This window comes from Duncaniella sp. (assembly GCF_029056165.1).
Lineage (GTDB): Bacteria > Bacteroidota > Bacteroidia > Bacteroidales > Muribaculaceae > Duncaniella.
Map to the genome: position 1 here is coordinate 90,085 of NZ_JAIDBW010000037.1, position 22,509 is coordinate 112,593.

21 protein-coding genes and 1 tRNA gene are annotated in these 22,509 nt (G+C 50.2%); 11 read left to right on the top strand and 11 right to left on the bottom strand.

Going from position 1 to position 22,509, the window contains the following annotated elements; all coding sequences use genetic code 11:
• The gene (locus K2G41_RS09070; RefSeq protein ID WP_300117506.1) at positions 1-888 is read right to left on the bottom strand and encodes a helix-turn-helix transcriptional regulator; all 888 of its coding nucleotides are present in this window, start codon (positions 886-888) and stop codon (positions 1-3) included.
• Between the two features lie 116 nt (positions 889-1,004).
• Between K2G41_RS09070 and K2G41_RS09075 the strand changes: the two genes are divergently transcribed.
• Together K2G41_RS09075 and K2G41_RS09080 are read left to right on the top strand one after the other, a co-directional pair.
• Positions 1,005-1,376, top strand: a complete 372-nt coding sequence (locus tag K2G41_RS09075) for a hypothetical protein (protein ID WP_300117508.1) — start codon at positions 1,005-1,007, stop codon at positions 1,374-1,376.
• A gap of 51 nt (positions 1,377-1,427) precedes the next feature.
• Entirely contained in the window at positions 1,428-1,814 is a 387-nt protein-coding gene (locus tag K2G41_RS09080; protein ID WP_300117510.1) for a hypothetical protein, read from the top strand.
• A 47-nt stretch (positions 1,815-1,861) separates the two neighbouring features.
• On the opposite strand, the gene K2G41_RS09085 is transcribed toward K2G41_RS09080, so the two are convergent.
• Together K2G41_RS09085 and K2G41_RS09090 are read right to left on the bottom strand one after the other, a co-directional pair.
• Positions 1,862-2,422: a fumarylacetoacetate hydrolase family protein gene (locus tag K2G41_RS09085; protein WP_300117512.1), complete on the bottom strand. Its 561-nt coding sequence runs from the start codon at positions 2,420-2,422 to the stop codon at positions 1,862-1,864.
• Complete coding sequence (locus K2G41_RS09090) at positions 2,419-3,048, bottom strand: redox-sensing transcriptional repressor Rex (protein ID WP_300117513.1); 630 nt, start codon at positions 3,046-3,048, stop codon at positions 2,419-2,421. Before K2G41_RS09090 ends, K2G41_RS09085 begins: the two co-directional genes overlap by 4 nt.
• Positions 3,049-3,209: 161 nt before the next feature.
• Here K2G41_RS09090 and gltX point away from each other — a divergent pair, with 161 nt between their 5' ends.
• From gltX to K2G41_RS09110, 4 genes are all read left to right on the top strand, one after another.
• Positions 3,210-4,748 carry a glutamate--tRNA ligase gene (gltX, locus tag K2G41_RS09095; RefSeq protein WP_300117515.1) on the top strand — a complete coding sequence of 513 codons (1,539 nt, stop codon included), beginning with the start codon at positions 3,210-3,212 and terminating at the stop codon, positions 4,746-4,748.
• A 69-nt stretch (positions 4,749-4,817) separates the two neighbouring features.
• Positions 4,818-5,789: an N-acetyl-gamma-glutamyl-phosphate reductase gene (gene argC / locus K2G41_RS09100; protein WP_300117517.1), complete on the top strand. Its 972-nt coding sequence runs from the start codon at positions 4,818-4,820 to the stop codon at positions 5,787-5,789.
• A gap of 82 nt (positions 5,790-5,871) precedes the next feature.
• Positions 5,872-6,411 (top strand): carbonic anhydrase, encoded by a 540-nt coding sequence (locus tag K2G41_RS09105; RefSeq protein ID WP_300117519.1) that lies wholly within the window; start codon positions 5,872-5,874, stop codon positions 6,409-6,411.
• A 247-nt stretch (positions 6,412-6,658) separates the two neighbouring features.
• Entirely contained in the window at positions 6,659-7,648 is a 990-nt protein-coding gene (locus K2G41_RS09110) for a hypothetical protein (protein WP_300117521.1), read from the top strand.
• Between the two features lie 342 nt (positions 7,649-7,990).
• Here the strand turns inward: K2G41_RS09110 and K2G41_RS09115 are convergent, their stop codons facing one another.
• The 4 genes from K2G41_RS09115 to pyrE all read right to left on the bottom strand — a co-directional run bounded on the left by K2G41_RS09115 (position 7,991) and on the right by pyrE (position 10,427).
• Positions 7,991-8,506: a transposase gene (locus tag K2G41_RS09115; protein ID WP_300117523.1), complete on the bottom strand. Its 516-nt coding sequence runs from the start codon at positions 8,504-8,506 to the stop codon at positions 7,991-7,993.
• A 153-nt stretch (positions 8,507-8,659) separates the two neighbouring features.
• Positions 8,660-9,181 carry a hypothetical protein gene (locus K2G41_RS09120; RefSeq protein ID WP_300117525.1) on the bottom strand — a complete coding sequence of 174 codons (522 nt, stop codon included), beginning with the start codon at positions 9,179-9,181 and terminating at the stop codon, positions 8,660-8,662.
• A gap of 38 nt (positions 9,182-9,219) precedes the next feature.
• The gene (locus K2G41_RS09125; protein ID WP_300117527.1) at positions 9,220-9,639 is read right to left on the bottom strand and encodes an SRPBCC family protein; all 420 of its coding nucleotides are present in this window, start codon (positions 9,637-9,639) and stop codon (positions 9,220-9,222) included.
• A 134-nt stretch (positions 9,640-9,773) separates the two neighbouring features.
• Positions 9,774-10,427 (bottom strand): orotate phosphoribosyltransferase, encoded by a 654-nt coding sequence (pyrE, locus tag K2G41_RS09130; RefSeq protein WP_300117529.1) that lies wholly within the window; start codon positions 10,425-10,427, stop codon positions 9,774-9,776.
• A gap of 564 nt (positions 10,428-10,991) precedes the next feature.
• On the opposite strand from pyrE, the gene K2G41_RS09135 reads away from it, so the two are divergent.
• From K2G41_RS09135 to hflX, 5 genes are all read left to right on the top strand, one after another.
• The gene (locus tag K2G41_RS09135; RefSeq protein WP_300117531.1) at positions 10,992-11,828 is read left to right on the top strand and encodes an HAD family hydrolase; all 837 of its coding nucleotides are present in this window, start codon (positions 10,992-10,994) and stop codon (positions 11,826-11,828) included.
• 168 nt (positions 11,829-11,996) lie between these two features.
• Positions 11,997-12,070 (top strand) — tRNA-Arg (locus K2G41_RS09140).
• A 1,218-nt stretch (positions 12,071-13,288) separates the two neighbouring features.
• On the top strand, positions 13,289-14,008 hold the full coding sequence (locus K2G41_RS09145) for a response regulator transcription factor (protein ID WP_300117533.1): 720 nt from the start codon (positions 13,289-13,291) through the stop codon (positions 14,006-14,008).
• A complete protein-coding gene (locus K2G41_RS09150; protein WP_300117535.1) occupies positions 13,986-15,470 on the top strand; it encodes a HAMP domain-containing sensor histidine kinase in 1,485 nt (494 codons plus the stop codon). The genes K2G41_RS09145 and K2G41_RS09150 overlap by 23 nt, the downstream gene beginning before the upstream one ends.
• A 269-nt stretch (positions 15,471-15,739) precedes the next feature.
• On the top strand, positions 15,740-16,969 hold the full coding sequence (gene hflX, locus K2G41_RS09155; protein WP_300117537.1) for a GTPase HflX: 1,230 nt from the start codon (positions 15,740-15,742) through the stop codon (positions 16,967-16,969).
• Between the two features lie 265 nt (positions 16,970-17,234).
• Here the strand turns inward: hflX and gldN are convergent, their stop codons facing one another.
• The 4 genes from gldN to K2G41_RS09175 form a co-directional block, all read right to left on the bottom strand.
• Entirely contained in the window at positions 17,235-18,380 is a 1,146-nt protein-coding gene (gldN, locus tag K2G41_RS09160; protein WP_300117539.1) for a gliding motility protein GldN, read from the bottom strand.
• Between the two features lie 53 nt (positions 18,381-18,433).
• Positions 18,434-19,999 (bottom strand): gliding motility protein GldM, encoded by a 1,566-nt coding sequence (gene gldM, locus K2G41_RS09165; RefSeq protein ID WP_300117541.1) that lies wholly within the window; start codon positions 19,997-19,999, stop codon positions 18,434-18,436.
• A 67-nt stretch (positions 20,000-20,066) separates the two neighbouring features.
• The gene (gene gldL, locus K2G41_RS09170) at positions 20,067-21,017 is read right to left on the bottom strand and encodes a gliding motility protein GldL (protein WP_300117543.1); all 951 of its coding nucleotides are present in this window, start codon (positions 21,015-21,017) and stop codon (positions 20,067-20,069) included.
• Between the two features lie 51 nt (positions 21,018-21,068).
• On the bottom strand, positions 21,069-22,508 hold the full coding sequence (locus K2G41_RS09175; protein ID WP_300117545.1) for an SUMF1/EgtB/PvdO family nonheme iron enzyme: 1,440 nt from the start codon (positions 22,506-22,508) through the stop codon (positions 21,069-21,071).
• Position 22,509: the final 1 nt, after the last annotated feature.

The following is a 22,509-nucleotide window of genomic DNA, read 5'->3' on the forward strand; positions in this document are numbered from 1 at the left end:
CTAAATTATCTTGTAATTAGTGGCGTAAATTATAGCTTCCGTGATGTTGGCGACTCCTAATTTTTCGAATATACGTTTTCTAATGGATTTAACTGAATCTTGTGCCCGCCAGACTATCTCGGAAATCTCCGGCACTGACAGCCCCTCGGCGGAGAGGGAAAGTACATGCCTTTCGATTTCTGATAGTAGGGTAGAGCAGAATCTTTTCCAGTTTTTTGTGGAAAAGTCATAATAGTCTCGTTCGGAAGTAATCGTGTTTAATGTCTGTAATGTCTCAGGATGTGTTCCCGATGAAAGACTGAGGGAACATAGTAGATATTTCAGCGAACCATTGCCATCTTCGGAGAAAGGTGTGAATTTCACAGTGAACGTGCTGTGGCGCAAATTACTGATATGTAATGGCGTGTCTGATATGAAAAGTAGATTTTTATGCTGTCCGGGATCTACCTTGTTGCAATATTGTCTGATCGCTTTGAGTATCAGCTGAAAGTTGTCGGTCTTAACCTTTCCTAATATATATGTCAATTGTGATAGATCCGGAATGCCACTTTCTTCTGCAAGTATGATTTTTGCAAGGCCTGACTTCGGAGAGAAATATGCGAGGCTCCCGTCATTGACATCAACGACAAACATCGTTTCATAGAATAGATTGCTGACGCGTGAGATGATGTCTGAGATCATTTCAAGGTTGGGAGTGTTGGGGTGACTATCGTTGGAGGGATGCATCATGAAGTTAGATTTAGGCTTTTGATATATAGGTCCACAAAAATAACGAATATGTATGTTTGTGGCAAGTATTGTGATGCGATTTTTGTTTTCAGGGTCGGAAAAACGAAAAATCGGTAGTAATCGGACGCGAATAATAACGATTTGGCGTGTTGGAATCACCCGAAAGAGTGATTTTGTGCGGAAACGTGAAAATAGAGTGGCTAAAGACACCTTTAATTACCGCATAATCATTATCTTTGCAAAAGAGAACCTATAAAAATGTAAAAGTTATGGATATGGTAAGAAAAATATTAAGCTACCTTAATTGGTTCGGGCTTGTGGCGTTCTTTGTGGTAGCGGCAGTTATTGCCTATCCCGTCAAGGCCATTGCCGGAGTGGCGTTTTTTGTTATCGCGGCGTTGCTGCTTATAGTCACCATCGGTAAATGCTCTAAGAAGTATTCTCCGGAACAGAGGGTAGGCGGTGGCAAGCCGGTTGGCGACCTGATTTTTGATGTGCTTATCCTCGGAGGTTCCGTGGCTCTCTACGGTGAGATGGCCGGACAGTGGTTTCCGCTTTTTGTCACCGGCATTGTGTTGGTAGGCATAGATTTCGTGCTCCAACTGATGTACAGGTATGGTGGTGCGTCGCAGAAGTGCAGGGCATAGGCCATAGCAGCATCACGTATTGTTGAATTTGTATTATAAACTATCGAATTTATGGACGAATTAGTTAGACTTTTTTCTGAAAAGCGGACCTTCAATTTGTGTCTGTTCGCTGGAATATGGACCGGGGTGTTGGCCAGTGCAGCCGGTTTCGCTTACACGGCATTCAATATATGCATGACGGTTTTCGTGGTCATGATGCTGATAAGCGGCTTTATGTGCATGAAATCCGTAGGTGTAGCCGGTTTTTTCAGTGATAGGCGTTTTTCGCTGTTTGAATCGGTTACTGTCCTGCTTTGGCTCGCTGCAATGATTGTCTTGGGGAAGTATCCCGGCAATGAAGAAGTCCGGGGGATTGTTGCCAATATGGCGGCATGTATCCTCGTGATCGGACTTGCGATCATCGCGCTGTTCCCGAATAAGCGTGTCCTTCCCGGATAAATGAAAATCGGTTGAGTTTAAAGAACCATTCAGTCTGACATAAAGAATCAGACTACACGAAGAGTTACAATGGAGCGCGTGTCGGCAAGGATGTCGATGCGCGCGCCTTCGTTAAGAGGGAGCGACGGGCCGACCGGAGGAAGCAAGATCACGTCGCCCATCTTGAGGGTCATGTATTCGCTCACCCCGGCTATAATTTCGTCGGCCACGGAGCGCAGGGGCGTTACGTCAACGGTTTCGGCTACTGAACAGCCGTCGGGGGCTGATGAGGCGACGCTGACCTTCAGGCCACTGTCCGCGCAGGCTGCGTCCATCCATTCGCCGATGATGAGCGTGGAGTCCATGCCTGAGAGCAGTCCCTGCGAATGATTTCCGTCGGGGAGGGTGACGCGCAGGGCGAGGGTAAGGCCGTCGTAATAGCGCGAGGCGAATTTAGGAGCTATGTTCTTACCGAGACGCCCGATCTTCAGGGCAGGGTGGATTTGTGCGGTCCATCCTTCGCCCCATTCGGGCATGAAGAAGGGACGGCCGGGGAGCAGCAGGGCCGAGTCGGGATGGATATCGATGTCGAGGGTAGGGTGAAGGGATAGGATACGGATTGTCTTCATCGTGGCATGCGGTTGTACATCACCGCCAGATGGGCATAGATCGAAGTGTTCTGGATGGCCACGGCGGGAGTCGTCTTGATATGGAAGGGAGTGAAGTTCCAGAGGGCCTTTATGCCTGCATCGACACACATCTGCGCCACGCTTGCCGCGCTTTCGACCGGGACGGCTATGACCGCGATCTCGGCGTCGAGCTCGCGGATGCGCGAGGCGAGTTCGGAGATATGGTAGATGGGTTTGCCTCCGGGAGCAGTCCCCACGACGTCGGGGCTAACGTCGAAACCGGCCACGATGTTGAGACCGTAGCGCGACAGACCGGAGTCAGCCATGAGTGCCGCGCCGAGGCTGCCGACACCCATCATCACGGCGTTGTGCTCGCGGTGGAAGCCGAGGAAGTCGAGAAGGCCGCGCTCAAGCTCGCGGACCTCGTAGCCGATGCGGGTCTTGCCCTTGATGTTGAGATATGACAGATCCTTGGCGATCTGCGAGGCATCGACGTTGAGCTGATGAGATATGGCGGTCGATGACACATATTCCACTCCTTCAGCTCTCAGACGCGACACACAGGCAAGATACCACGGCAGACGGCGGATGGCCGGTTCGGGCACGTAGGGCTGTGAAGTCTCCATATCCAAGGGTCGGTCTTTTAGTTGGTTCTTTTTATTGTTTCCGTTGACAAATTTACGACTTTTCCAATAATTATCAAAGAACTCCCGCTCCGGCTTTTTGCATCTCGCAAAAAAATTCTTAATTTTGCTGTCAAAACATATCAAATATATATTAATCAGACATGGACCGCAAAGTCAGAGTACGTTTTGCCCCATCCCCCACAGGGCCTCTTCATATCGGCGGAGTGCGCACCGCCTTGTTCAACTATCTTTTTGCCCGCCGTAACGGCGGCGATATGATACTCCGTATCGAGGACACAGATTCAAACCGTTTCGTCCCCGGAGCGGAGGACTATATCAACGAGTCGCTCGAATGGCTCGGAATCAAGATTGACGAGGGTGTGCGCCAAGGTGGTGCCTACGGCCCTTACAAGCAGAGCGAACGCCGCGACATCTACCGCGAATATGTGAAGAAACTTCTCGATGCCGGACGCGCCTACATCGCGTTTGACACTCCTGAGGAGCTTGAGGCTGCCCGCGCGGCAACCCCCAACTTCCAGTATGACGCATCGACACGCATGAACATGCGCAACTCCCTCTCGCTCCCCGCCGAAGAGGTGAAGGCTCTGATCGACGCAGGTACTCCCTACGTGGTCCGTTTCCTTATCGAACCGGGACGCGACGTGGAGGTCAACGACCTGCTCCGCGGCAAGGTGACCATCAATTCGTCAATCCTCGACGACAAGGTGCTCTACAAGAGCGCGGACGACCTGCCCACCTACCATCTGGCAAATATCGTCGATGACCACCTCATGGAGGTGACCCATGTGATCCGCGGTGAGGAGTGGCTTCCGTCAGCACCTCTCCATTTCCTCCTTTACGAGGCATTCGGCTGGGCTGACACCCGTCCGGAGTTTGTCCACCTCCCCCTCCTGCTCAAACCCGACGGCAAGGGCAAGCTCTCGAAGCGCGACGGCGACCGCCTCGGCTTCCCCGTGTTCCCCCTCGAATGGACCGATCCCAAGACGGGAGCTGTCTCGGCCGGTTACCGCGAGTCGGGCTATCTGCCTGAGGCCGTGATCAACTTCCTCGCCCTCCTCGGCTGGAATCCCGGCGACGATACGGAGATCATGTCGATGGATGAACTTATCGAGAAATTCTCGTTTGACCACTGCTCACGCTCTGGAGCGAAGTTCGCTTTCGACAAGGGCCGTTGGTTCAACCACGAATATATCCAGACCACACCCGACGCGGAGCTTGCGGCCATGTTCCGTCCCATCCTCAAGGCTCACGGCGTGGATGACACCGCCTATAGCGACGATTACATTGCCCGCGTGGTCGGACTCGTCAAGGGACGTGTCAACTTCGTGGCCGAGCTCTGGGATCAGGCGAAATTCTTCTTCGTAGCTCCGGAGACCTACGCAGAGAAGGATATCAAGAAACGCTGGAAGGAGGATACCCCCGCCATACTCACCGAACTCATCGGTGTGCTCGAATCGCTCCCCGATTTCGGCTCGAAGGCCGCAGAGCCCGTCGTGCTCGACTGGGTAGCTGCCAAGGGCTACCATCTCGGCAACGTCATGAACGCCTTCCGCCTCACCCTCGTCGGCGAGTGCAAGGGCCCGCATATCTTCGACATCACCGAACTTATCGGACGCGACGAGACTGTCCGCCGCATCCGTAAGGGAATCGAAACCATCAAGCTTCCGGAAGCCAAATAAACATTCCGGAAGCTCAAAACCAAAGAATAAGCAACATTATCTCCCCACCTACCTGACTCAAACCATACCATGATCAAAGTTGGCATTATCGGAGGTTCGGGCTACGCCGCAGGCGAGCTCATCCGCATACTCATAAATCATCCTGACGTCGAACTCAAGTGGGTTCATTCACGCACGGTCGGCGGTCAGCGCATCGTCGATGTCCATCAGGGACTCCACGGCGAGATCGACATGAACTTTTCAAGTAATTTCGATCTCAAGAACATAGATGTGCTCTTCTGCTGCCGTCCGGCCGGAAAGACGCGTGAGTTCATCGAGACCCACACCATCCCGGAGAACCTGAAGATCATCGACCTCGCGCGCGATCACCGCATCGAGGACGGGACGCATGATTTTGTCTATGGCCTTTCGGAGCTTAACCGCAAGCCTATGGTGCGCGGTGCTCTCCACGTGGCCAATCCGGGTTGTGTCGCCATGGCTGTCGAGCTTTCGCTCATGCCCTTGGCAAAGAATCTGCTGCTCAATTCCGACATCCACACCACTGTGATCACCGGCGCGACCAGTGAGGGTGCGGAGCATCGTCCGACCACCCATTATGCGTGGCGCAACGACAATATGGTGGTGTATCGTCCCTTCACCCATACGCAGATGCCGGAGATCCTGCAGACCATCAAGGCCGTGCAGCAGAGCTTCAATTCGAAGATCCACATGCTCCCGATGCGCGGTTGCTTCTCGCGCGGCATCATGGCTGTCAGCTATCTCGACTGCGCGCTTGAGCTCCCGGAAATCATCAAGATTTACAGCGACTACTTCGCTGACCATAATTTCACGTTCATCACCTCGAAGATCCCCGATCTGAAGGATGTGATCAACACCAACAAGTGTATCATCCATCTTGACAAGATCGACGGCAAGCTGATGATCACCGCCGTGATCGACAATCTGCTCAAGGGTGGTGCCGGAAACGCTGTCCATACCATGAACCTGCTTTTCGGACTTCAGGAGACCACCGGTCTCACCATGAAGTCGGCGGCATTCTGACGATAGACATTCTTACCATAATTATTCTTACCATAATTATTCTTACCATAATTATTATAGTGTAATCAATACGTCGTAAGCTATGATTGACGAAATCCTCAAGCATAACCGTGAGTTTGTTGCCTCGGAGGGCTATCGCCGTTTCGAGACATCGAAGTATCCCGACAAGAAGATAGCGATAGTTACCTGTATGGACACTCGTCTCGTCGAGCTTCTGCCGGCCGCCCTCGGCATCAAGAACGGTGATGTTAAGATGATCAAGAATGCGGGAGGCACGATAACCAATCCGTTTGACTCGACCATGCGCTCACTCCTCGTGGCTGTCTATGAACTCGGTGTCAACGAGGTTATGGTGATCGGTCATACAGGTTGCGGCGTGCAGGGAATGGATGCGGAGGAGATGCTCCATCTGATGCGTGAGCGCGGAATCGATGAGGAGCATATCTCGCTCATGCGTCACTGCGGCATAGATCTCAACAGCTGGCTTCACGGTTTCACCGACACGGCTGACGCTGTAAGGGAGACCGTGGATCTGATACGCAACCATCCGCTGATGGCCAAGGATGTGCGTGTGGCCGGCTATATTATGGACTCGACCACCGGCCGATTGGAGAATCTCTGACGGTCGGGCGGTGAAAGTGTAGTCAGTACAATAAGCCCCTCTCGGTAGAAGAATATTTCCATTATGTCGTAATAATTCGCGGAGATTACGAAAATAACTATGTTAAAGTTGTTTGATATTAAAATATTTTTGTAATTTTGCCCGCGATAGATGATTTGTGTTGTCGGATTTTATAATGTCGGCAAATAATCAAAAGGACAATAACCATATTTTATCATAAATCCCAATCTTAACAATTTCATTGTTTATGAAGAAAATCTTTACTCTTGTTGCTGTTGCTTCAATGGCATGGTGTGCAAATGCACAGACCCAGACTTGGTCAGTTGCTAATGCCGATGGTACTCTCAAGGACATTTATGTAGCTAACGAGGATCCTAACAAGGCTTCTGTTGTGGAATTTTCTACCGCAAACGTTACCGGTACTCACGTTTCTGGACCGATCGCTGATTACATTAATGGAAAGACTACCCCGTTAGAGCCTAAGGTTGATAATTCATGGGGAGCACTTCAGATTAAGGCTCTCTGCAAGCCTGAAAGCGATGCTGTCGCTCCTTTCTACTATGTTCAGGGTAAGGGTAATCCTGTCAATCTTTCAAAAGTTACATGGGAAGAAATCATGACTGACGGCGAAGGTACAGGTGAATATCGTGCTTATTGGGTGGATGCATACTACAATCCTGATGGCTCTGCAGGTCTGCCCGGAAATGGTACATACATTACCTTAAAGGCTGATGTTGCCGGTTCTATGAAGGTTAACGTGTGGATCAACAAGGGTAGCCGTGACATCTATGTCGTTAAGGCAAGCGACGCTAAGGCTCTTGCTCTCGGTTCAGAAGTTATTGCTTCCGGTTACATCAACGGTCAGAATAATGACGCTAATAACGAGACCCCTGAAGATAGCCCGTTATTTGGATATCCCCGTTTCCAAGACAACATCGCTCCCAAGGATAGCGAGGGTAGTGATGCTTACGTTGTAGGTGCAGGTAATCAGGCTGCTTGGGTATATCTTACTTTCGATGCTGCTGCTAACGAGACTTACTATATATTCAACAAGAATACTCAGGTTGGTTTCGGTGGCTTCGAATTCACTCCCGCCGGTGACTCTGCTATCGATAACATCATCGCTAACGACGAACTCGACGCTGACGCTCCCATCTACAATGTACTTGGTCAGCGCGTGACTAAGGAATACAAGGGTATCCTTATCCAGAATGGCAAGAAGTTCATCAACAAGTAATCAGCAGATATAGACTGGTGCCGCGGCGTGCCGCGTATGCCAAATAAAAAAACATCAGGCATTTGATTGAATACAAATGCCTGATGTTTTTTATTGTTGTATGGTGACGAATTTTTGTCGGGATGAAAATGTTTGTAGGGACGCGGCGTGCCGCGTATGCCGATTGAAATACATCGTGCAATTGTGATTGAAATACATCGTGCAATTGTGATTGAAATACATCATGCAATTGTGATTGAAATACATCATGTAATTGTAATACGTCTTGCAATTGTAATTGAAATATACCTTGCAATTGTATTCAATCATGTGATCAAATTCAAATTGTTATGAACCAGCTGATTACTCGTTAAAACAATCTTTTCCCCAGTTTTCGATGTTGTGCTCGATGTATTCTGTTATTCTTTGCCAGTCATCTAATCCCCGGATAATATGGTCGTGGAAGCGTTCTTGCCATGTGAATTCACAACCGATGCTATGTGCGTATTTTGTGACGGCACTTTTCAAACTTCCGATATATCGGGATAAAACCGGCCGCTGTTTTTGAGCCAATGATTTTAGCATCCGGTTGGAGGGCGTGAGTTCTGCGGTATCACCTGTGTTTGATGCTACTATGACTATTGCGTGCAAATGATTGGGCATTACGACAAAACTTTCGATCCGGATATGCGGATGGTGTGTCGATGGGTTCTGTAATTCATCAAGAAGGTATTTGCCGATTGGGGATAAATACATTTTTCCATCCGTAATATGGCCAAAATAATGACGTTTGTCTGTTGTGCAGATGGTTATGAAATAAATGCCCTCGTTGTATTCAAACCAATCTGCCCGTGGGGATTTACGGTATTGATATGGCATTGTTTGTATGGGTTAGGATGTATTCTATTCGGCATACGCGGCACGCCGCGTCCCTACAAACCAGATGATTGCGTCGTGTGGGCATGGCGGTGCGGGAGGAGTCAGCGTGTGAGGACGTGGCATTTGGTTACCGTCGTGCGGGTGCGGGAGGTGTCAGCGTGTGACGACGCGATATTCGGTTGCGCCGCCGGAGGTGACGGAGTAGCGTTTGAGCGCGTAGCCGCGTTCCTGAGCCGGGCCGGTCATGGGGTTGCCACGGTTCTGGAATATGTCAAAGGTGCTTCCGCATGACGGACAGCGGGCAAACAGTTCGTCGGCGGGGATAGTGACACGGATGTTGGGCCGACATTCGTATGGACAGGCGAGATCATAGGCGTGGAGGTCGCCGAGGATGTCGGTGACGAGCAGGAGGCCACCATAACCGGTACGGTCAAGTGTGGTGTAAGGAAAGTCAGAGGGTACGCGTTCTTTGGAATTGAAGATATAGGAGCGCGCTGACGCGGCCGCCCCCTGTACGCCGTAGATGTTCCAGTCACCGACGGTATGGAACGTAAGATGGACTTCGGCGTAGGGGATGCGGTCGTCATCGACCGACTCGCATGAGGCGGTTGCGAGCATGATCATACCGGCAAGTAGCGGTGCAGCCATGCGTGACAGGAGAGATAGTGTAGGCATATAGTAGATGTAAGTCTGTTTGGAATCCGGGCGTCTGACTATTTGAAGATCGAGGTGAAGACATCACCGAACTTGTCGGCTGCTTCCTGAATCTTATTGCCGATGAAGGGACGGAGCATCGGGGGGATTTCGATCTTGATAGAGGGGGTGATGGTAGTGGAGTCAGCTGATGCCTCCTTGAGATTTACTGACAGGGTGAGGGGTACGGGACAGCCTTCAGCCGAGAAGCTTACACGGCTTGTCGGGACACGTTCGGAGATACGGAATACGAGTTGTCCGATCGCGGGGGCTTCCATGCGGATGCCGTCGCCGTCAAATTCGACACCGTTGAGGCGTTCGCGCTGCTCTTCGGGGAGCTGATTGACGAGATCCTGATACTGGCTGAGGTCAGCCACCTTTTCATATACCACGCCGATGGGGCGGGGGAGGGTCACGGGTTTACCGCTGTAAGTTGCCATAATGATGTTTTTATAGTTGTTGAACTGTTTCTGATTGCGTAGTTTCGAGTGAAAAGCCACCGGTCCGTTCCGGATGCGGCGGGCGGACAGGTGGCTCTTTATGTGTGGGGATAAAAATGTGAGCTTATGCGGGATTATTCACCGACTTCAGGCTTGCTCGGGGTCCAGAGTGAAGGATCCTTGCGCCATTCCTTGAGCGTGGCGACGTCGCTTTCGCGGATGAAGCCGGTCTCAAGAGCAGCGTTGATGAGGGCCGAGTAGTTGGAGAGGGTGATGAGCTTGACGTTGGCGTCCTTGAAGCGTTTCACGGCTACCGGGAACTCGTAGCTGAATATCGCTACCATGCCGATAACTTCGCATCCGGCATTGCGGATGGCTTCAACTGCCTTGAGGCTGCTACCGCCAGTCGATACGAGATCCTCGATGACCACTACTTTCTGACCGGGGCGAAGGTCACCTTCGATGAGGTTTTCAAGGCCGTGGTCCTTGGGAGTGGAACGGACATAAACGTAGGGGAGGCCGATTGTGTCGGAAACGAGTGCTCCCTGAGCTATAGCTCCCGTGGCTACACCTGCGATGGCATCGACATCACCGAAATTTTCGAGGATTATGCGGGTAAGCTCGACCTTGATGAAGTTGCGGACATCGGGGTAGGAGAGAGTCTTGCGGTTGTCAGTGTAGATTGGTGAGTTCCAGCCGGAAGCCCAAGTGAAGGGGTTTTCAGGCTGAAGCTTTATGGCACTGATTTTTAGAAGCTTTTCAGCGAGGATAAGGTCAAGATTTTTCATTTTAGTTCTATGCTCGAAAAATTGTGAATATTCGGGCGCAAAATTAAAATATATGTAAGCGAAATGCAACTTTTTTTAGTTTATCTTTCTTAAAAAATTATCGTTTTTTAGTGAGGACTTGCCTGTGGCAGGATGACCGTCGTGGCAGTTGCGTAGGTCTATTGTCGTGTGCTCGGCTAATAGTCTGGTTATCATGCGGATAGTATAATAAAAAAGAAGATGTCTCCCGACATCCTCTTTCCTTTTTAAACCTTTATCTTAATCTAATACTATGAAAAACACACATGCAAATGTACGAATTATAATTGGAACGGTAATCATATTCATAACCTATTTAACTATTTTTAGCCAAAAATGCGTGAAATAGATTAAAAAGTATTCTAAAATGCGTTCATGACTGGTGAACAAATCTATTTGAGATGACTATTCACATTTCGATGGCGGTGTAATTAAGAAATCTGACTTTTGTCAGCGGATTGTTGTAACTTTGCATACGGACTGATTTAAACCTATCACGGTATTTTCTGTTATAAGGTATTGTTATATAAAATATATGTAAATACGATGGATCTGACTAAACACCTCTATGTGAGTGATATGGACGGTACGCTGCTCGGCCCTGACAGCCGGGTGAGCGAGGAGAGTGCTGAGATCATAACGTCGCTATCGCGTCGCGGGGTCCCGGTGACGGTGGCTACGGCCCGGACGCCTGCCACTGTTGATGTGTTGCTCCGGGGGATTGTGACGATTGTTCCTGCCATAGTCATGACCGGTGCCGCGCTGTGGGATCGTGAACGCCGACGCTACATCAATCCGGTTTTCTTGGAAGAGGGAGTGGCAGCGGCTGTAAAGTCGGTGTTTGATGAGACGGAGGTAGATCCTTTCATATATGTGCTTGACGGAACGGATAGACTTAACGTGTATCATCGACGGGAAATGAACCGTCAAGAGGAGCGATTCTATCAGGAACGCCGTCATCTTGAAGGCAAGAGGTTCGTGCTTGGCGATAGCCGGGAGCTTGCTGTGCCTCCGGGCGGCTCGATACTGATGTTTGCTGTAGGCGAGGCCCGGCGGATTGAAGCCGTTGCAGAACGACTGAAAGTAATTGACGGGTTGTCAGTGTCGTGTTACCGCGACATTTTCAATCATGATGTTGCAAATATAGAGGTGTTCGGTGCGGATGTCAGCAAAGCCAAGGCCATACGTTGGCTCGCCGATCGCATTGGAGCTGAAAAGGTTACCGTCTATGGTGACAATCTCAACGACCTGCCGATGTTTGAAGTGGCGGATGAGGCTGTGGCCGTTGCCAATGCGATGCCTGAGGTTTTAGCAAAGGCAGACCGGGTTATCGGGCGTAACGGAGAGTCGGCGGTTGCGAGAGATATTCTTGCGCACAATTGAAAAGGATATGATGTATTGAGAGCTTCAACAGCATTGAAAGGCCATGCAAGAAAGTCCTAAATTAAGCGGATTGAATGAAAATTGAATAAAAATTGGGTGGGAATCAAAAAAAGTGGGCAAAAAATTTGGTGTATTCGGATATAAGCTGTAATTTTGCACTCACAAAACGGCTCATTAGCTCAACTGAATAGAGCATCTGACTACGGATCAGAAGGTTACAGGTTTGAATCCTGTATGAGTCACAAGCCAAAAGCCATTTCGATAGCAATATCGGAATGGCTTTCTTGTTTTAGTGAATATTTTTTTGCTGAGGATAAGGTTCTGGCTGATGAGAATGCACAATAGCATAAAAAGAACAAAGGCTGTCATCGCGACAGCCTGTAAGTTCTTTTAACCTTAAATCTAATACCATGAAAACACAGTGCAAATAATAGTAACTTTGTCTATATAACACGGGGGGATCAAAAAAGGTTCGAGGAGGAGAGAAATTTTTTTGAAAAAAAAGTTTCGTCATTGTTAGGGGAGGAGTGGATCTATGCTTGATCGTGGGGAATTGACGGCGGGTGTCTGCTGTGATTTCTTGTGTGGTGCGGGAAAAATGAGTATTCAGTATAAGGAGTGTATAAAAAGAACAAAAGGCTGTCATCGCGACAGCCTATAAGTTCTTTAACCTTAAATCTAATACCATGAAAACACAGTGCAAATAATAGTAACTTTGACTATATAACACGGGCGGGTTTGAAAAGGTTCGAGGGGGAGAGAAATTTTTTTGAAAAAAAGTTTCATCATTGTTAGGGGAGGAGTAGATTTATGCTTGATCGGGGAGAATTGACGGCGGGTGTCTGCTGTGATTTCTTGTGTGGTGCGGGAAAAATGAGTATTCAGTATAAGGAGTGTATAAAAAGAACAAAAGGCTGTCATCGCGACAGCCTATAAGTTCTTTAACCTTAAATCTAATACCATGAAAACACAGTGCAAATAATAGTAACTTTGACTATATAACACGGGCGGGTTTGAAAAGGTTCGAGGGGGAGAGAAATTTTTTTGAAAAAAAGTTTCGTCATTGTTAGGGGAGGAGTGGATCTATGCTTGATCGGGGGGAGTTGACGGTGAGTGTCTGCTGTGATTTCTTGTGGTGCTGGAAAATGAGTATTCAGTATATGGTATGTATAAAAAGAACAAAAGGCTGTCATCGCGACAGCCTGTAAGTTCTTTAACCTTAAATCTAATACCATGAAAACACAGTGCAAATAATAGTAACTTTGCTTTTATAACCGCCGGTAAAAAGAAAAGTTCAAGGAGAATATTGATTTAACATAAGTTAACATGAGACCTCGGAAAAATGCAGTAATTTAGCGACTCAAAAGAAACTATTTAGGGATTTCAGAACAATTGCAGCCCAAAATGTCTGAAAATAAGTTCTGAGCCCGCTAACCGGAATCAAACATATATAGAGTAACATGAGTACCCGCCTTTTAGTAATTGATGATGAAGAATCAATCTGCGAGATTCTGAAATACAATCTTCAGAAAGAGGGCTATCAGGTCGATACGGCCTACAGTGCGGAGGAAGCACTTGAAATGGATCTTACTCCTTACGATCTTTTTATAGTCGATATTATGATGGAACGCCTGAGCGGTTTTGATTTTGCCAAGCGTCTGCGCAATTCAACAGAGATGGAAGATGTGCCTATCATATTCTGTTCGGCTCTGAACGGCGAGGATGATACGGTCATGGGTCTGAATATCGGTGCTGACGACTATATCACAAAGCCATTCAAGATCAGCGAGATGATAGCGAGGGTCAACGCCGTGTTGCGTCGCACACAGCTCGCACGCCGTGCGCGTGAGGCTGCTCCCGCCGTTGCTGACGACGGACTCGAACCCCAGATAATCTATCAGGGTCTGCGCATTGATCCCAACGACAAGGTGTGTTATCTTGACGGCGAGAAGGTCGCTCTCACAAAGACTGAATTTGAGATTCTGGCTTTCTTCCTCACCCATCGTAACCGCATCTACTCACGCGAGGAGATCATCCGCCATGTCTGGGCCGACGATGTGGTGGTCACCAACCGCACGATCGATACCAACATCACGCGTTTGCGCAAGAAGATCGGGAATTACGGAAATAACATCGAGACTCGCTTAGGTTTCGGCTATGGTTTCAAAGAGAAGGATTAGCTATCAGTGGCGACTGTTCCTGCCGATAGCGACAGCTCTATGTATCGTATTCGGTCTCATAATCTTCTATCAGTATAAGAGGGAGGCCGACTATAGGGCCAAAGTGTTCAATGCCGAACTTGACATAATCGATAACCGCATTCTTGAGGCTTATCGTGATGATGTCAATCTTCGTTCGTTTCTGTCTTTCATCCAGCAGTTCTTCAAGGGTTCGCTCTTTGATGGTGTCCGTGTGAGCGTCTATCGTGACGGACGTCTGTACTATTCGCTCGGCGCACCAATTCCGAGGGAGCTGGAAGAGGTGGATGTGTTGCGGACGCATAATCTCTCTCATGGAAACACTTATGAAAACGATGGCGAACGTCTGGTCGGACGTGACGAGGATCAGGTGTTCTTCTTCTCCAAGGTCAGGAGTGACGACCAGAGGGTGGAGGTGTGTACGGCGATGCCTTACAGTGAGCATGTCCATGATGCCATCGATATTGACGACACGGTGTGGCTTATAATTGTCGCGGCTCTGATCGTCACGCTTATAGTGGCCTATTTAGCCACAAAGCAGCTGTCGCGCAACATCCGCTTGCTCAGAGACTTTGCCAACAATGCCGCTGCCGGCGGTAATGTGAAGACGGACTATGAGTTTCCGAACAATGAGCTTGGCGAGATCTCCCGCGAAATCCTGAAGTTCTATCACGAGCGTAACAAGGCTATGGAGGCCATACAACGCGAGCGAAAGGTCTCCATCCACGCGATAGAGGAGAAGGCCAAGATGTCGCGGCAGATGACCAACAATATCAACCATGAGATCAAGACACCGGTAGGTATCATCCGCGGTTATCTTGAGTCGATCCTTGCGGATCCGGATATGGATGCCGAGACACGCACGAGATTCCTCGAACGTATGCTTTCGAATGTGGAACGTCTGACCACGCTTCTCAACGATGTCTCGACCATGACCCGACTGGAGAACGGTGCGGATATGATAGCGGTGGATTGCGTGAATATGCATGACCTCGTGTATCAGATCGAGTATGATCTTCCTGCCAATAACCTTGCAGGCAACTTGGAGTTTCACTTCGATATCCCGCTTGAATGTGAGGTGCTCGGTAACTATGGACTGCTTCAAGGAATGGTGTGCGGCCTGATAAAGAATGCCGCGCTTTATTCGGGAGGCACGGAGATCGGAATGAACATGATCTCGGAAAACGAGCGGTTCTATGTGTTCAATTTCTACGACAACGGAAACGGTGTCGGCGAAGAGCATCTGGCTCATCTCTTCGAGCGGTTCTATCGTGTCGATACCGGCCGTTCGCGCAAGATGGGTGGTACGGGACTCGGTCTGCCGATCGTCAAGAGTACAATAGTTTCACTCGGCGGTACTATTTCTGTCCACAATCGCTCGGAGGGCGGTCTCGAATATATCTTCACTCTCCCGAAATGGACCGGAAGCAGCGAACAGCAATAGCAGCTTGGCTGACATCAATATCGGCGCGGACTGTATGAAACCGCCGGTCTATGCTGCTAAAAAATTGAAACTTTATTCCCTGAAAGAGAGCACTCTTTTTCAGGGAAATTTGTTATCTTTGTGTGGGGCTCGTCTGACGGGCTTGTACCGATCGCGTCCTTTCAGTGCGCAGAGGCCATATATGAAATTGGAAAACGATTGATAATCAGGGCTGAAAAGCTGCAATTGTCAATAATATAATCATCAATAAAAGAGATTCAGAAAAAGATATGATAGATCAGATACTCAATGAGGAGGTGACTGAGCGGGCAGTGCTCGTCGGGCTCATCACCGAACAGCAGAATGAGGCTAAGGCCAAGGAATATCTTGACGAACTTGCATTTCTCGCCGATACGGCCGGGGCGGAGACAGTCAAGATTTTCATGCAGAAACTCCCGTATGCTAACCCGCGCACGTTTGTCGGTAAAGGTAAGCTGGACGAAATACGTGCATATATCGAGGACAATGACATAGGTATGGCTATCTTCGATGATGACCTTAGCTCAAAGCAGGTGCTGAACATCGAGCGCGAACTGAAAGTCAAGATCCTCGACAGAACAAGTCTTATCCTTGACATTTTCGCAAAGCGTGCGCGTACGGCCAATGCAAAGACGCAGGTTGAGCTCGCGCAGTATCAATATCTGCTTCCGCGACTGACAAGGATGTGGACCCACCTCGAACGTCAGCGAGGCGGTATCGGTATGCGTGGTCCGGGTGAGACGCAGATAGAGACTGACCGCCGTATTATCCTCAACCGCATATCATGGCTTAAAGAGCAGTTGCGCGATATCGACAAGCAGAAGGCCGTGCAGCGTAAGAACCGAGGTAAGCTGACGCGTGTGGCCCTCGTGGGCTATACGAATGCAGGTAAATCAACCCTTATGAATGTGCTCAGCAAGAGCGATGTATTTGCCGAAAATAAGCTTTTTGCGACGCTTGACACTACTGTCCGTAAAGTGATTATCGACAATCTTCCCTTCCTGCTCACGGATACCGTCGGGTTCATCCGCAAGCTCCCTACCCATCTCGTGGATTCGTTCAAATCGACGCTCGACGAGGTGCGTGAGGCGGATCTGCTCGTGCACGTGGTCGATATCTCACATCCGAATTTCGAGGAGCAGATAGAGGTTGTCGATAAGACTCTGCGCGAGGTGTGCAACGGTGCGGACAAGCCGATGATCATGGTGTTCAACAAGATCGATGCCTTTACTTATACCCCGAAGGATGAGAATGATCTGACACCTGAGACGCGGGAAAATATATCGCTTGAGGATCTGGAGCGCATGTGGATGGCCAAGATGCCTCACGACTGCGTGTTTATATCAGCGAAGAAGGGTACGAATATCGATGAGCTCAAGCACATGCTCTATGAGCGTGCGAAGGAGATCCATCTTTCGCGTTTTCCTTACAATGATTTTCTTTTTCAGAAGTACGACGAGGAATCAGAGTCATCAGAGTGATGAGGCCTATCAGATGGCTTGATTCAGCTATTTCGATAGGATTTAAGAACTTTATGTAACGCAAACTCTCCCGTCAGCGGAGGAATGTCATCAAACCCTAAGATTAGCAAGCTGTGAGAAAGGTCTTTTGTTTGGAGATGACGTTCCTACCTGTGACGGGAGAGCGATGGGTTACGGCTCATTATGCTATTTCGTTAAGATCTGAGCCGTATGTGATGAATATCGGGAGGGATGTAATATGATGAATGGAGAGAGAAGGCTGGTATCAACGGCGACGGTTGCGGACTGAGCGCACGGCCGATGATGAAGAAGCCTTGGGGGCTTTGGCTTTCTTGACTTTTGCCGGTTTGTTTTTTGATGCAGATGACGACTTTGTCTGCCCGCGTTTGGAACGTGCTGAGCGTACGGTCGGAGTGGCGGAAGCATTGTCGATGCTCTCGCCTGTCGGACTTTCTGCAGCAGCTGTATCTGCAGATGCCATATCGGCCTTCTCAGCGGCCTCACGGCGTGCTGCAAGCTCTTCAAGCGACGGTACCCATAGTTTCTCCTCAAAACTGTCGAGACGCTTCTGTATGCTGTCTCTTGCATGGGCAAGCTCATCGGGATCCTGATGCATCTGCATGAGTGAACGGTTTCTCATGTTGCGGGTCTTGTAGATGTCGCCATTGTAGAGGCCCATCTGGAAGAAATCGTCGTAGGTACATGATGCAAGGTTGTTGTCATCGTTGATAAAGATGTTCTGCGTGGTGAGATAGGGACGTAGGTCATCATATTTCACCCAGAACATCGGATATTTCACGGCTTCACCACCGAAATCGCCCGAACGGTGAAGAACAGGGCAGATGGCCTCGATGCGTGTGCGCATACGGTTCTGACGTTTGTCGAATTCCCAACGTTCGATTACGTAGTAACTCAGGATTTCAGAAGCGGGAACATCAGCCTCCTCAATCACGAAACGGGGGTTACGTTCGGTCGAACCCTTGGCATCAGTGTAGAGTATGTGGAAGCGGTCGAGGACATCGCGCATATTGACCTTGTAAGCGTCCGTGAACATCTCGCGTCCGTCAAGATACTCGTATGCACCAAGTTCGTTGGCTGCCATGCGTCCGAGGATGATACGGAAGAGGTTCTCCTGTCCGTCGATGGGTTCGTCGGGATAGTAAAGCGCGGAATTAGAATCCTTCATAAGGTCAAGTTCACGGTAGATCACGCGCATCCACTGAAGTTCGGAGTCGCTGACTGGAGTGTCCTCGAAGTGAGACTGCATACGCTGGGTCACACCGGAGGTGGATTTTGACGCGTTGCGGTCGTCGGCCGAGCGGCGACGCACGACGCTGCTTGAACTCGATTCCTGAGCAAAAGCTGCTGCCGAGATCATGACGGCTATGGCGGTAAGGAGAAACTTCTTCATTACGGATGATATAGTGTGGATTAAATCCTTAGAAATCTTATATTGAGAGAAGGTCAGTTGACGATTACTTCAACCGGACTCAGGACGCGCTCGATCCCGTCGGGACCTTTAGCGCGGATGCGGGAAATATAGAACCGTTTGCCACGTGAGAGACGTTTGAACTGGTCTTTCTGACGCTGAGAAAAGTTCGGGCCTTGTGACACTTCAGGTATGGCATTGCCCATCTGGTCAAAAAATACGGTCTCAAATCCAAGGACCTGAAAATCGATGTTGAGCATATCGTCGTCGATCGCAGCATCAATTCCGGGTGCAGAGGTGAGGAGTGTCTTTGAGATAGGTTTGCCACCCTTGTAGCGTTCCTTTACACCGTTCGAGCCTGTGTAGGAAATGAAAGCTACGGGATCAGGAAGCTTGCGGACGCGGAAAGTAGAGGTCGCCACGGTCTGCGGACGGCCATCGATGGTGGCCGTTACAGTCATAGTGACATTCTCACCGACCTTGGCAGGACGTGCAATCCAAGTGTCACCCTTGCGGGTAAGAGTTCCATTGGTCATTGTCGCGTTCACAGCATTCATCGGCACACCGGGAACGGATATGCTCATGGGATTGTCAATGCCGGCATAGAGTACGTTCATCATTGTAGCTGATACGGTTGCGGTGGGTTCCATGACCGTATAGGACGATGAGAACGGATGGCGGGTAGAGGTTCCGTCGCCGTGGGGCACTTCGAGATAGCCGTTGTAGTCAAACGTACCTGTGGAGGAGGTGACAAACTCGTAGAGACCTTGATCGTTGGAGAGTTTCTTGCCGGCCACAAAGATCTCCGGACGCGCGGTAGTATCGACGGCGGCGAGTACAATGTTCGCACTATATTTTCCGCCACGCATGACCATGCGCGATTGCGGTATAACGAAAGCATTTATCTCGTTGACGCGGACATCACCGGCATCGACTGCTGCGAGGAGGTTGGTCAGGGCCTCACCCTCGGCATAGCGGATATCGTTCTGGAGTTTGGTGAGTAGAGTGACGGCCGCAACCACAGGTTGATTCTCAAATTTGGCTTCTTCCCAAAGCTGAGGCGTGACCGTGCCGGGACGCATGAATGGTGCTGTCGATAGGGCTTCGCTGATGCTGTTGCGCTTGACTGAGTCGGGGATAAGGGTCGTGATGAAATCACGGTAGGAATCCATCGCTTCATGGAGGACTGCGCCTCCATTCGATCCGGGCGAAAGCATGACCACTGCGGCTGCTTCGAGGTCGTCGCGGCGGTTGATGTCCGAGGGATTACCATCCGGTCCGTCGGCCTTGACGACTATGGCAAGTTTCAGGGAATCTACGAGTGAGTAGAGGTCGGCTGCCTGCCGGCGCACATCGGAAGCCTTGGTGAGCCACGGAGTACCCTTTTCGGGGTTCTGTTGGGTGAAAGCTTCAAGCTGGGAATATATAGCGTCGTTACGGCGTCCGACTGAGGCGTTGGTCCGGGCAAGACCGTCCTCGACCTGTACGAAACCGTCGAGCACGTCGCTTGACACGTTGAGCGCAAGCATGGCCGTGAGGACGATATACATAAGGTTTATCATCTTCTGCCTCGGTGAGAGTCGGACTACGGATTCTGCCATTTATACTGTGTATGTGGATTCTGATTGGTTAAAAAAGGGATTTGTGGTGCAGGAGACGCACCGGAGATCAGTTGACTGCGCCTGACGACTGCGCGCCGGGAATGTCGGACATCATCGGGCGATACATGTTGACAGTCATGGCGTGGAGCATCTTTTCATAGACATGATTGAGCTGCTGCATGTAGCGGGCCATTTTCTCGGTCTCCTCGCAGTAGCGTGCGCTCTGTGACGCACTCTTCTCGTACATGTCACGGATATCTTTGATGCCGCGGTTGACGCGGTCAATTGATTCAAGCTGGGTCGATACGCTCTTGAGCTGGATCTCATAGATGGTGTTGAGACCGCCGAGATTACGGTTGAGGTCACCCATCCGTTCGATGTAGCTACGTGAATTTTCAGTAATTGAAGCTGAGTTCTCAGTAATGGCACGGTAGCTGTCAAGAAGTACGGAGGACACTGAATTGAGAGCCTCTGTTGTCTGACGGAGCTGATCCATCTGCGAGGAGATAGCTGACATCTGCGAGAGGTATTCCTGAGTGGCGGTGGTCAGTTCCGCCATTTTTGAGAGCTGTTCGGCCGCGTCCGACATGCGCTTTATGCTTTCGGAAAGCGAAAGGCGGTCAGCTTCACTGATATCTATCCCTGCGGGGATTCCGGCAGCCTGCATGGCCTGATTGCTTCCGGCCATCTGTCCGTTGGCCGTGCTGTTGCCGACGATGACTGTCCCTCCGCCACCGATGGTACGACCGTTGGCCTCACGTCCGTCAAGTTCGGGAAACACATCCTCCCAGTGATATTCCTTGGGAGGACGGTCAAAAGCCGTCAGGATGAACATCAGGACTTCCGTACCCATACCGATACAGAGGAGCGTATTACCTCCGGGGAGGTGGAGGATCTTGAAAAGAGCACCCCAGATGACGATGGCCGCACCTATACTGTAGGCGAAATTGAAGAGGCGTTGTCCCCCTTCCCATGTCATGATGGTGCTTATACGGTTTTTTATCTTGTCACGTGTCATAAGACTGCTTGGTATAAAGTGATTTGAGGTGGAGTCAATAAGTTTCAGGCACTATTTCTTTGCCTTTGTGCCTTTGGCAAAACCGATCTGCGAACGGACGCAGCGGAAACCGATGTAGGAACGCTGTTCGTTCTGATACTCCCACATACGGAGGTCGGAACGAATATTGTGGGCCACATCTTTCCATGAGCCGCCGCGCACGATCTTGCGCTTCATGCGGTATGGATCTTCCTGAGCGGCATTGTAGCGGTATTCCGGGTTGAGGTCGCTGGTTAATTTGCCTACGCTCTCGGTAAATGCGGTCGAGGTCCATTCGCTGACGTTACCGGCCATGTCATATAGACCGAAATCATTTGGCGAATAGGTACCGACACGGGAGGTGATGAGCTGTCCGTCCTGAACGAAATTACCTTCCTGCGGTTTGAAATTGGCATAGAAGCAGCCTTGATCCTCCGTCAGCGGCAGATCGCCGTCCCAAGGATACATGTTCTCGCTTTTGCCTGCGCGGGCTGCGTATTCCCACTCGGCTTCGGTCGGGAGACGGTAAGGCTCGACATAGACACCCTCGCGGCCGAGCGAGCGGCGGAGGAAGTCTGTGCGCCAGTTTGCGAAGGCATTGGCCTGCTCCCAGCTCACACCTACGACGGGATAGTCATTGTAGCCGCCGTGTGAGAAGTAGAGACGGACGTATGGTTCGTTGTAAGCATTGTCGAAGTCATTGATCCACGCGGTGGTGTCGGGATAGACGTTGACAATATAGGTGTTGACAAAGTCGAAATCACCGGTGAGACCGCGTGTGATGGTCTGGCGGATGATCTCGCCCTCATCGTTGATATAGGCGGTATCCTTCGAGATGATGGGCACGGCGGTGGGAGTCGGCTTGTCGGTATTGTACTCCCTGCGGGCAGGATTCATGCGGTTTTTGCGCTTGGCTGCCTCAGTGTGGTCATAGATCTCGTAGCGGTAGTTGAGCTGTTCGGGATCAAGTTCACGCACACCTGTGATAGGGTTTGTGCGGTAAAGGCTCTCGATGGCGCGCTGCTCATCCTCGTTGGCGTTACGCCAAGGAATGGGTTTGGCCCAGTTGAGACGGGGTGTGATAGGATTGCCCTCGCGGTCCTCCTCGATCTTGAACTCCTCGTTGCCACCGTAGGCCGGATCGGCGAGACGTTCGCGGATGATTGAGTCACGTACCCAGAACACGAACTGCTTGTACTTCGAGTTTGTGATTTCTGTTTCGTCCATCCAAAAAGCATCGACCGACACGCCGCGCGGGTCAGCTTCGATGTTCCAGAGGGAGTCGGCTTTGGAGGGTCCCATCTTGACAGAGCCCCTTGATACGAGCACCATGCCGTAAGGTGTGGGTTCGGTCCATGAAGTGCCTCCTACTCCTGTCACTTCGCCACCCATGGCACTACGGCTGCCGGTAGCGCAGGAAACGGCTGCGGAGAGGAGAATCAGTGCGAAAAGTATGTGGAGTAGTTTTTTCATA

Excerpts from the sequence above, each read along its gene's own strand:
- K2G41_RS09075 (WP_300117508.1), top strand. The coding sequence starts at position 1,005 with ATGGTAAGAAAAATATTAAGCTACCTTAATTGGTTCGGGCTTGTGGCG.
- K2G41_RS09080 (WP_300117510.1), top strand. The coding sequence starts at position 1,428 with ATGGACGAATTAGTTAGACTTTTTTCTGAAAAGCGGACCTTCAATTTG.
- K2G41_RS09085 (WP_300117512.1), bottom strand. The coding sequence starts at position 2,422 with ATGAAGACAATCCGTATCCTATCCCTTCACCCTACCCTCGACATCGAT.
- K2G41_RS09090 (WP_300117513.1), bottom strand. The coding sequence starts at position 3,048 with ATGGAGACTTCACAGCCCTACGTGCCCGAACCGGCCATCCGCCGTCTG.
- gltX (WP_300117515.1), top strand. The coding sequence starts at position 3,210 with ATGGACCGCAAAGTCAGAGTACGTTTTGCCCCATCCCCCACAGGGCCT.
- argC (WP_300117517.1), top strand. The coding sequence starts at position 4,818 with ATGATCAAAGTTGGCATTATCGGAGGTTCGGGCTACGCCGCAGGCGAG.
- K2G41_RS09105 (WP_300117519.1), top strand. The coding sequence starts at position 5,872 with ATGATTGACGAAATCCTCAAGCATAACCGTGAGTTTGTTGCCTCGGAG.
- K2G41_RS09110 (WP_300117521.1), top strand. The coding sequence starts at position 6,659 with ATGAAGAAAATCTTTACTCTTGTTGCTGTTGCTTCAATGGCATGGTGT.
- K2G41_RS09115 (WP_300117523.1), bottom strand. The coding sequence starts at position 8,506 with ATGCCATATCAATACCGTAAATCCCCACGGGCAGATTGGTTTGAATAC.
- K2G41_RS09120 (WP_300117525.1), bottom strand. The coding sequence starts at position 9,181 with ATGCCTACACTATCTCTCCTGTCACGCATGGCTGCACCGCTACTTGCC.
- K2G41_RS09125 (WP_300117527.1), bottom strand. The coding sequence starts at position 9,639 with ATGGCAACTTACAGCGGTAAACCCGTGACCCTCCCCCGCCCCATCGGC.
- pyrE (WP_300117529.1), bottom strand. The coding sequence starts at position 10,427 with ATGAAAAATCTTGACCTTATCCTCGCTGAAAAGCTTCTAAAAATCAGT.
- K2G41_RS09135 (WP_300117531.1), top strand. The coding sequence starts at position 10,992 with ATGGATCTGACTAAACACCTCTATGTGAGTGATATGGACGGTACGCTG.
- K2G41_RS09145 (WP_300117533.1), top strand. The coding sequence starts at position 13,289 with ATGAGTACCCGCCTTTTAGTAATTGATGATGAAGAATCAATCTGCGAG.
- K2G41_RS09150 (WP_300117535.1), top strand. The coding sequence starts at position 13,986 with ATGGTTTCAAAGAGAAGGATTAGCTATCAGTGGCGACTGTTCCTGCCG.
- hflX (WP_300117537.1), top strand. The coding sequence starts at position 15,740 with ATGATAGATCAGATACTCAATGAGGAGGTGACTGAGCGGGCAGTGCTC.
- gldN (WP_300117539.1), bottom strand. The coding sequence starts at position 18,380 with ATGAAGAAGTTTCTCCTTACCGCCATAGCCGTCATGATCTCGGCAGCA.
- gldM (WP_300117541.1), bottom strand. The coding sequence starts at position 19,999 with ATGGCAGAATCCGTAGTCCGACTCTCACCGAGGCAGAAGATGATAAAC.
- gldL (WP_300117543.1), bottom strand. The coding sequence starts at position 21,017 with ATGACACGTGACAAGATAAAAAACCGTATAAGCACCATCATGACATGG.
- K2G41_RS09175 (WP_300117545.1), bottom strand. The coding sequence starts at position 22,508 with ATGAAAAAACTACTCCACATACTTTTCGCACTGATTCTCCTCTCCGCA.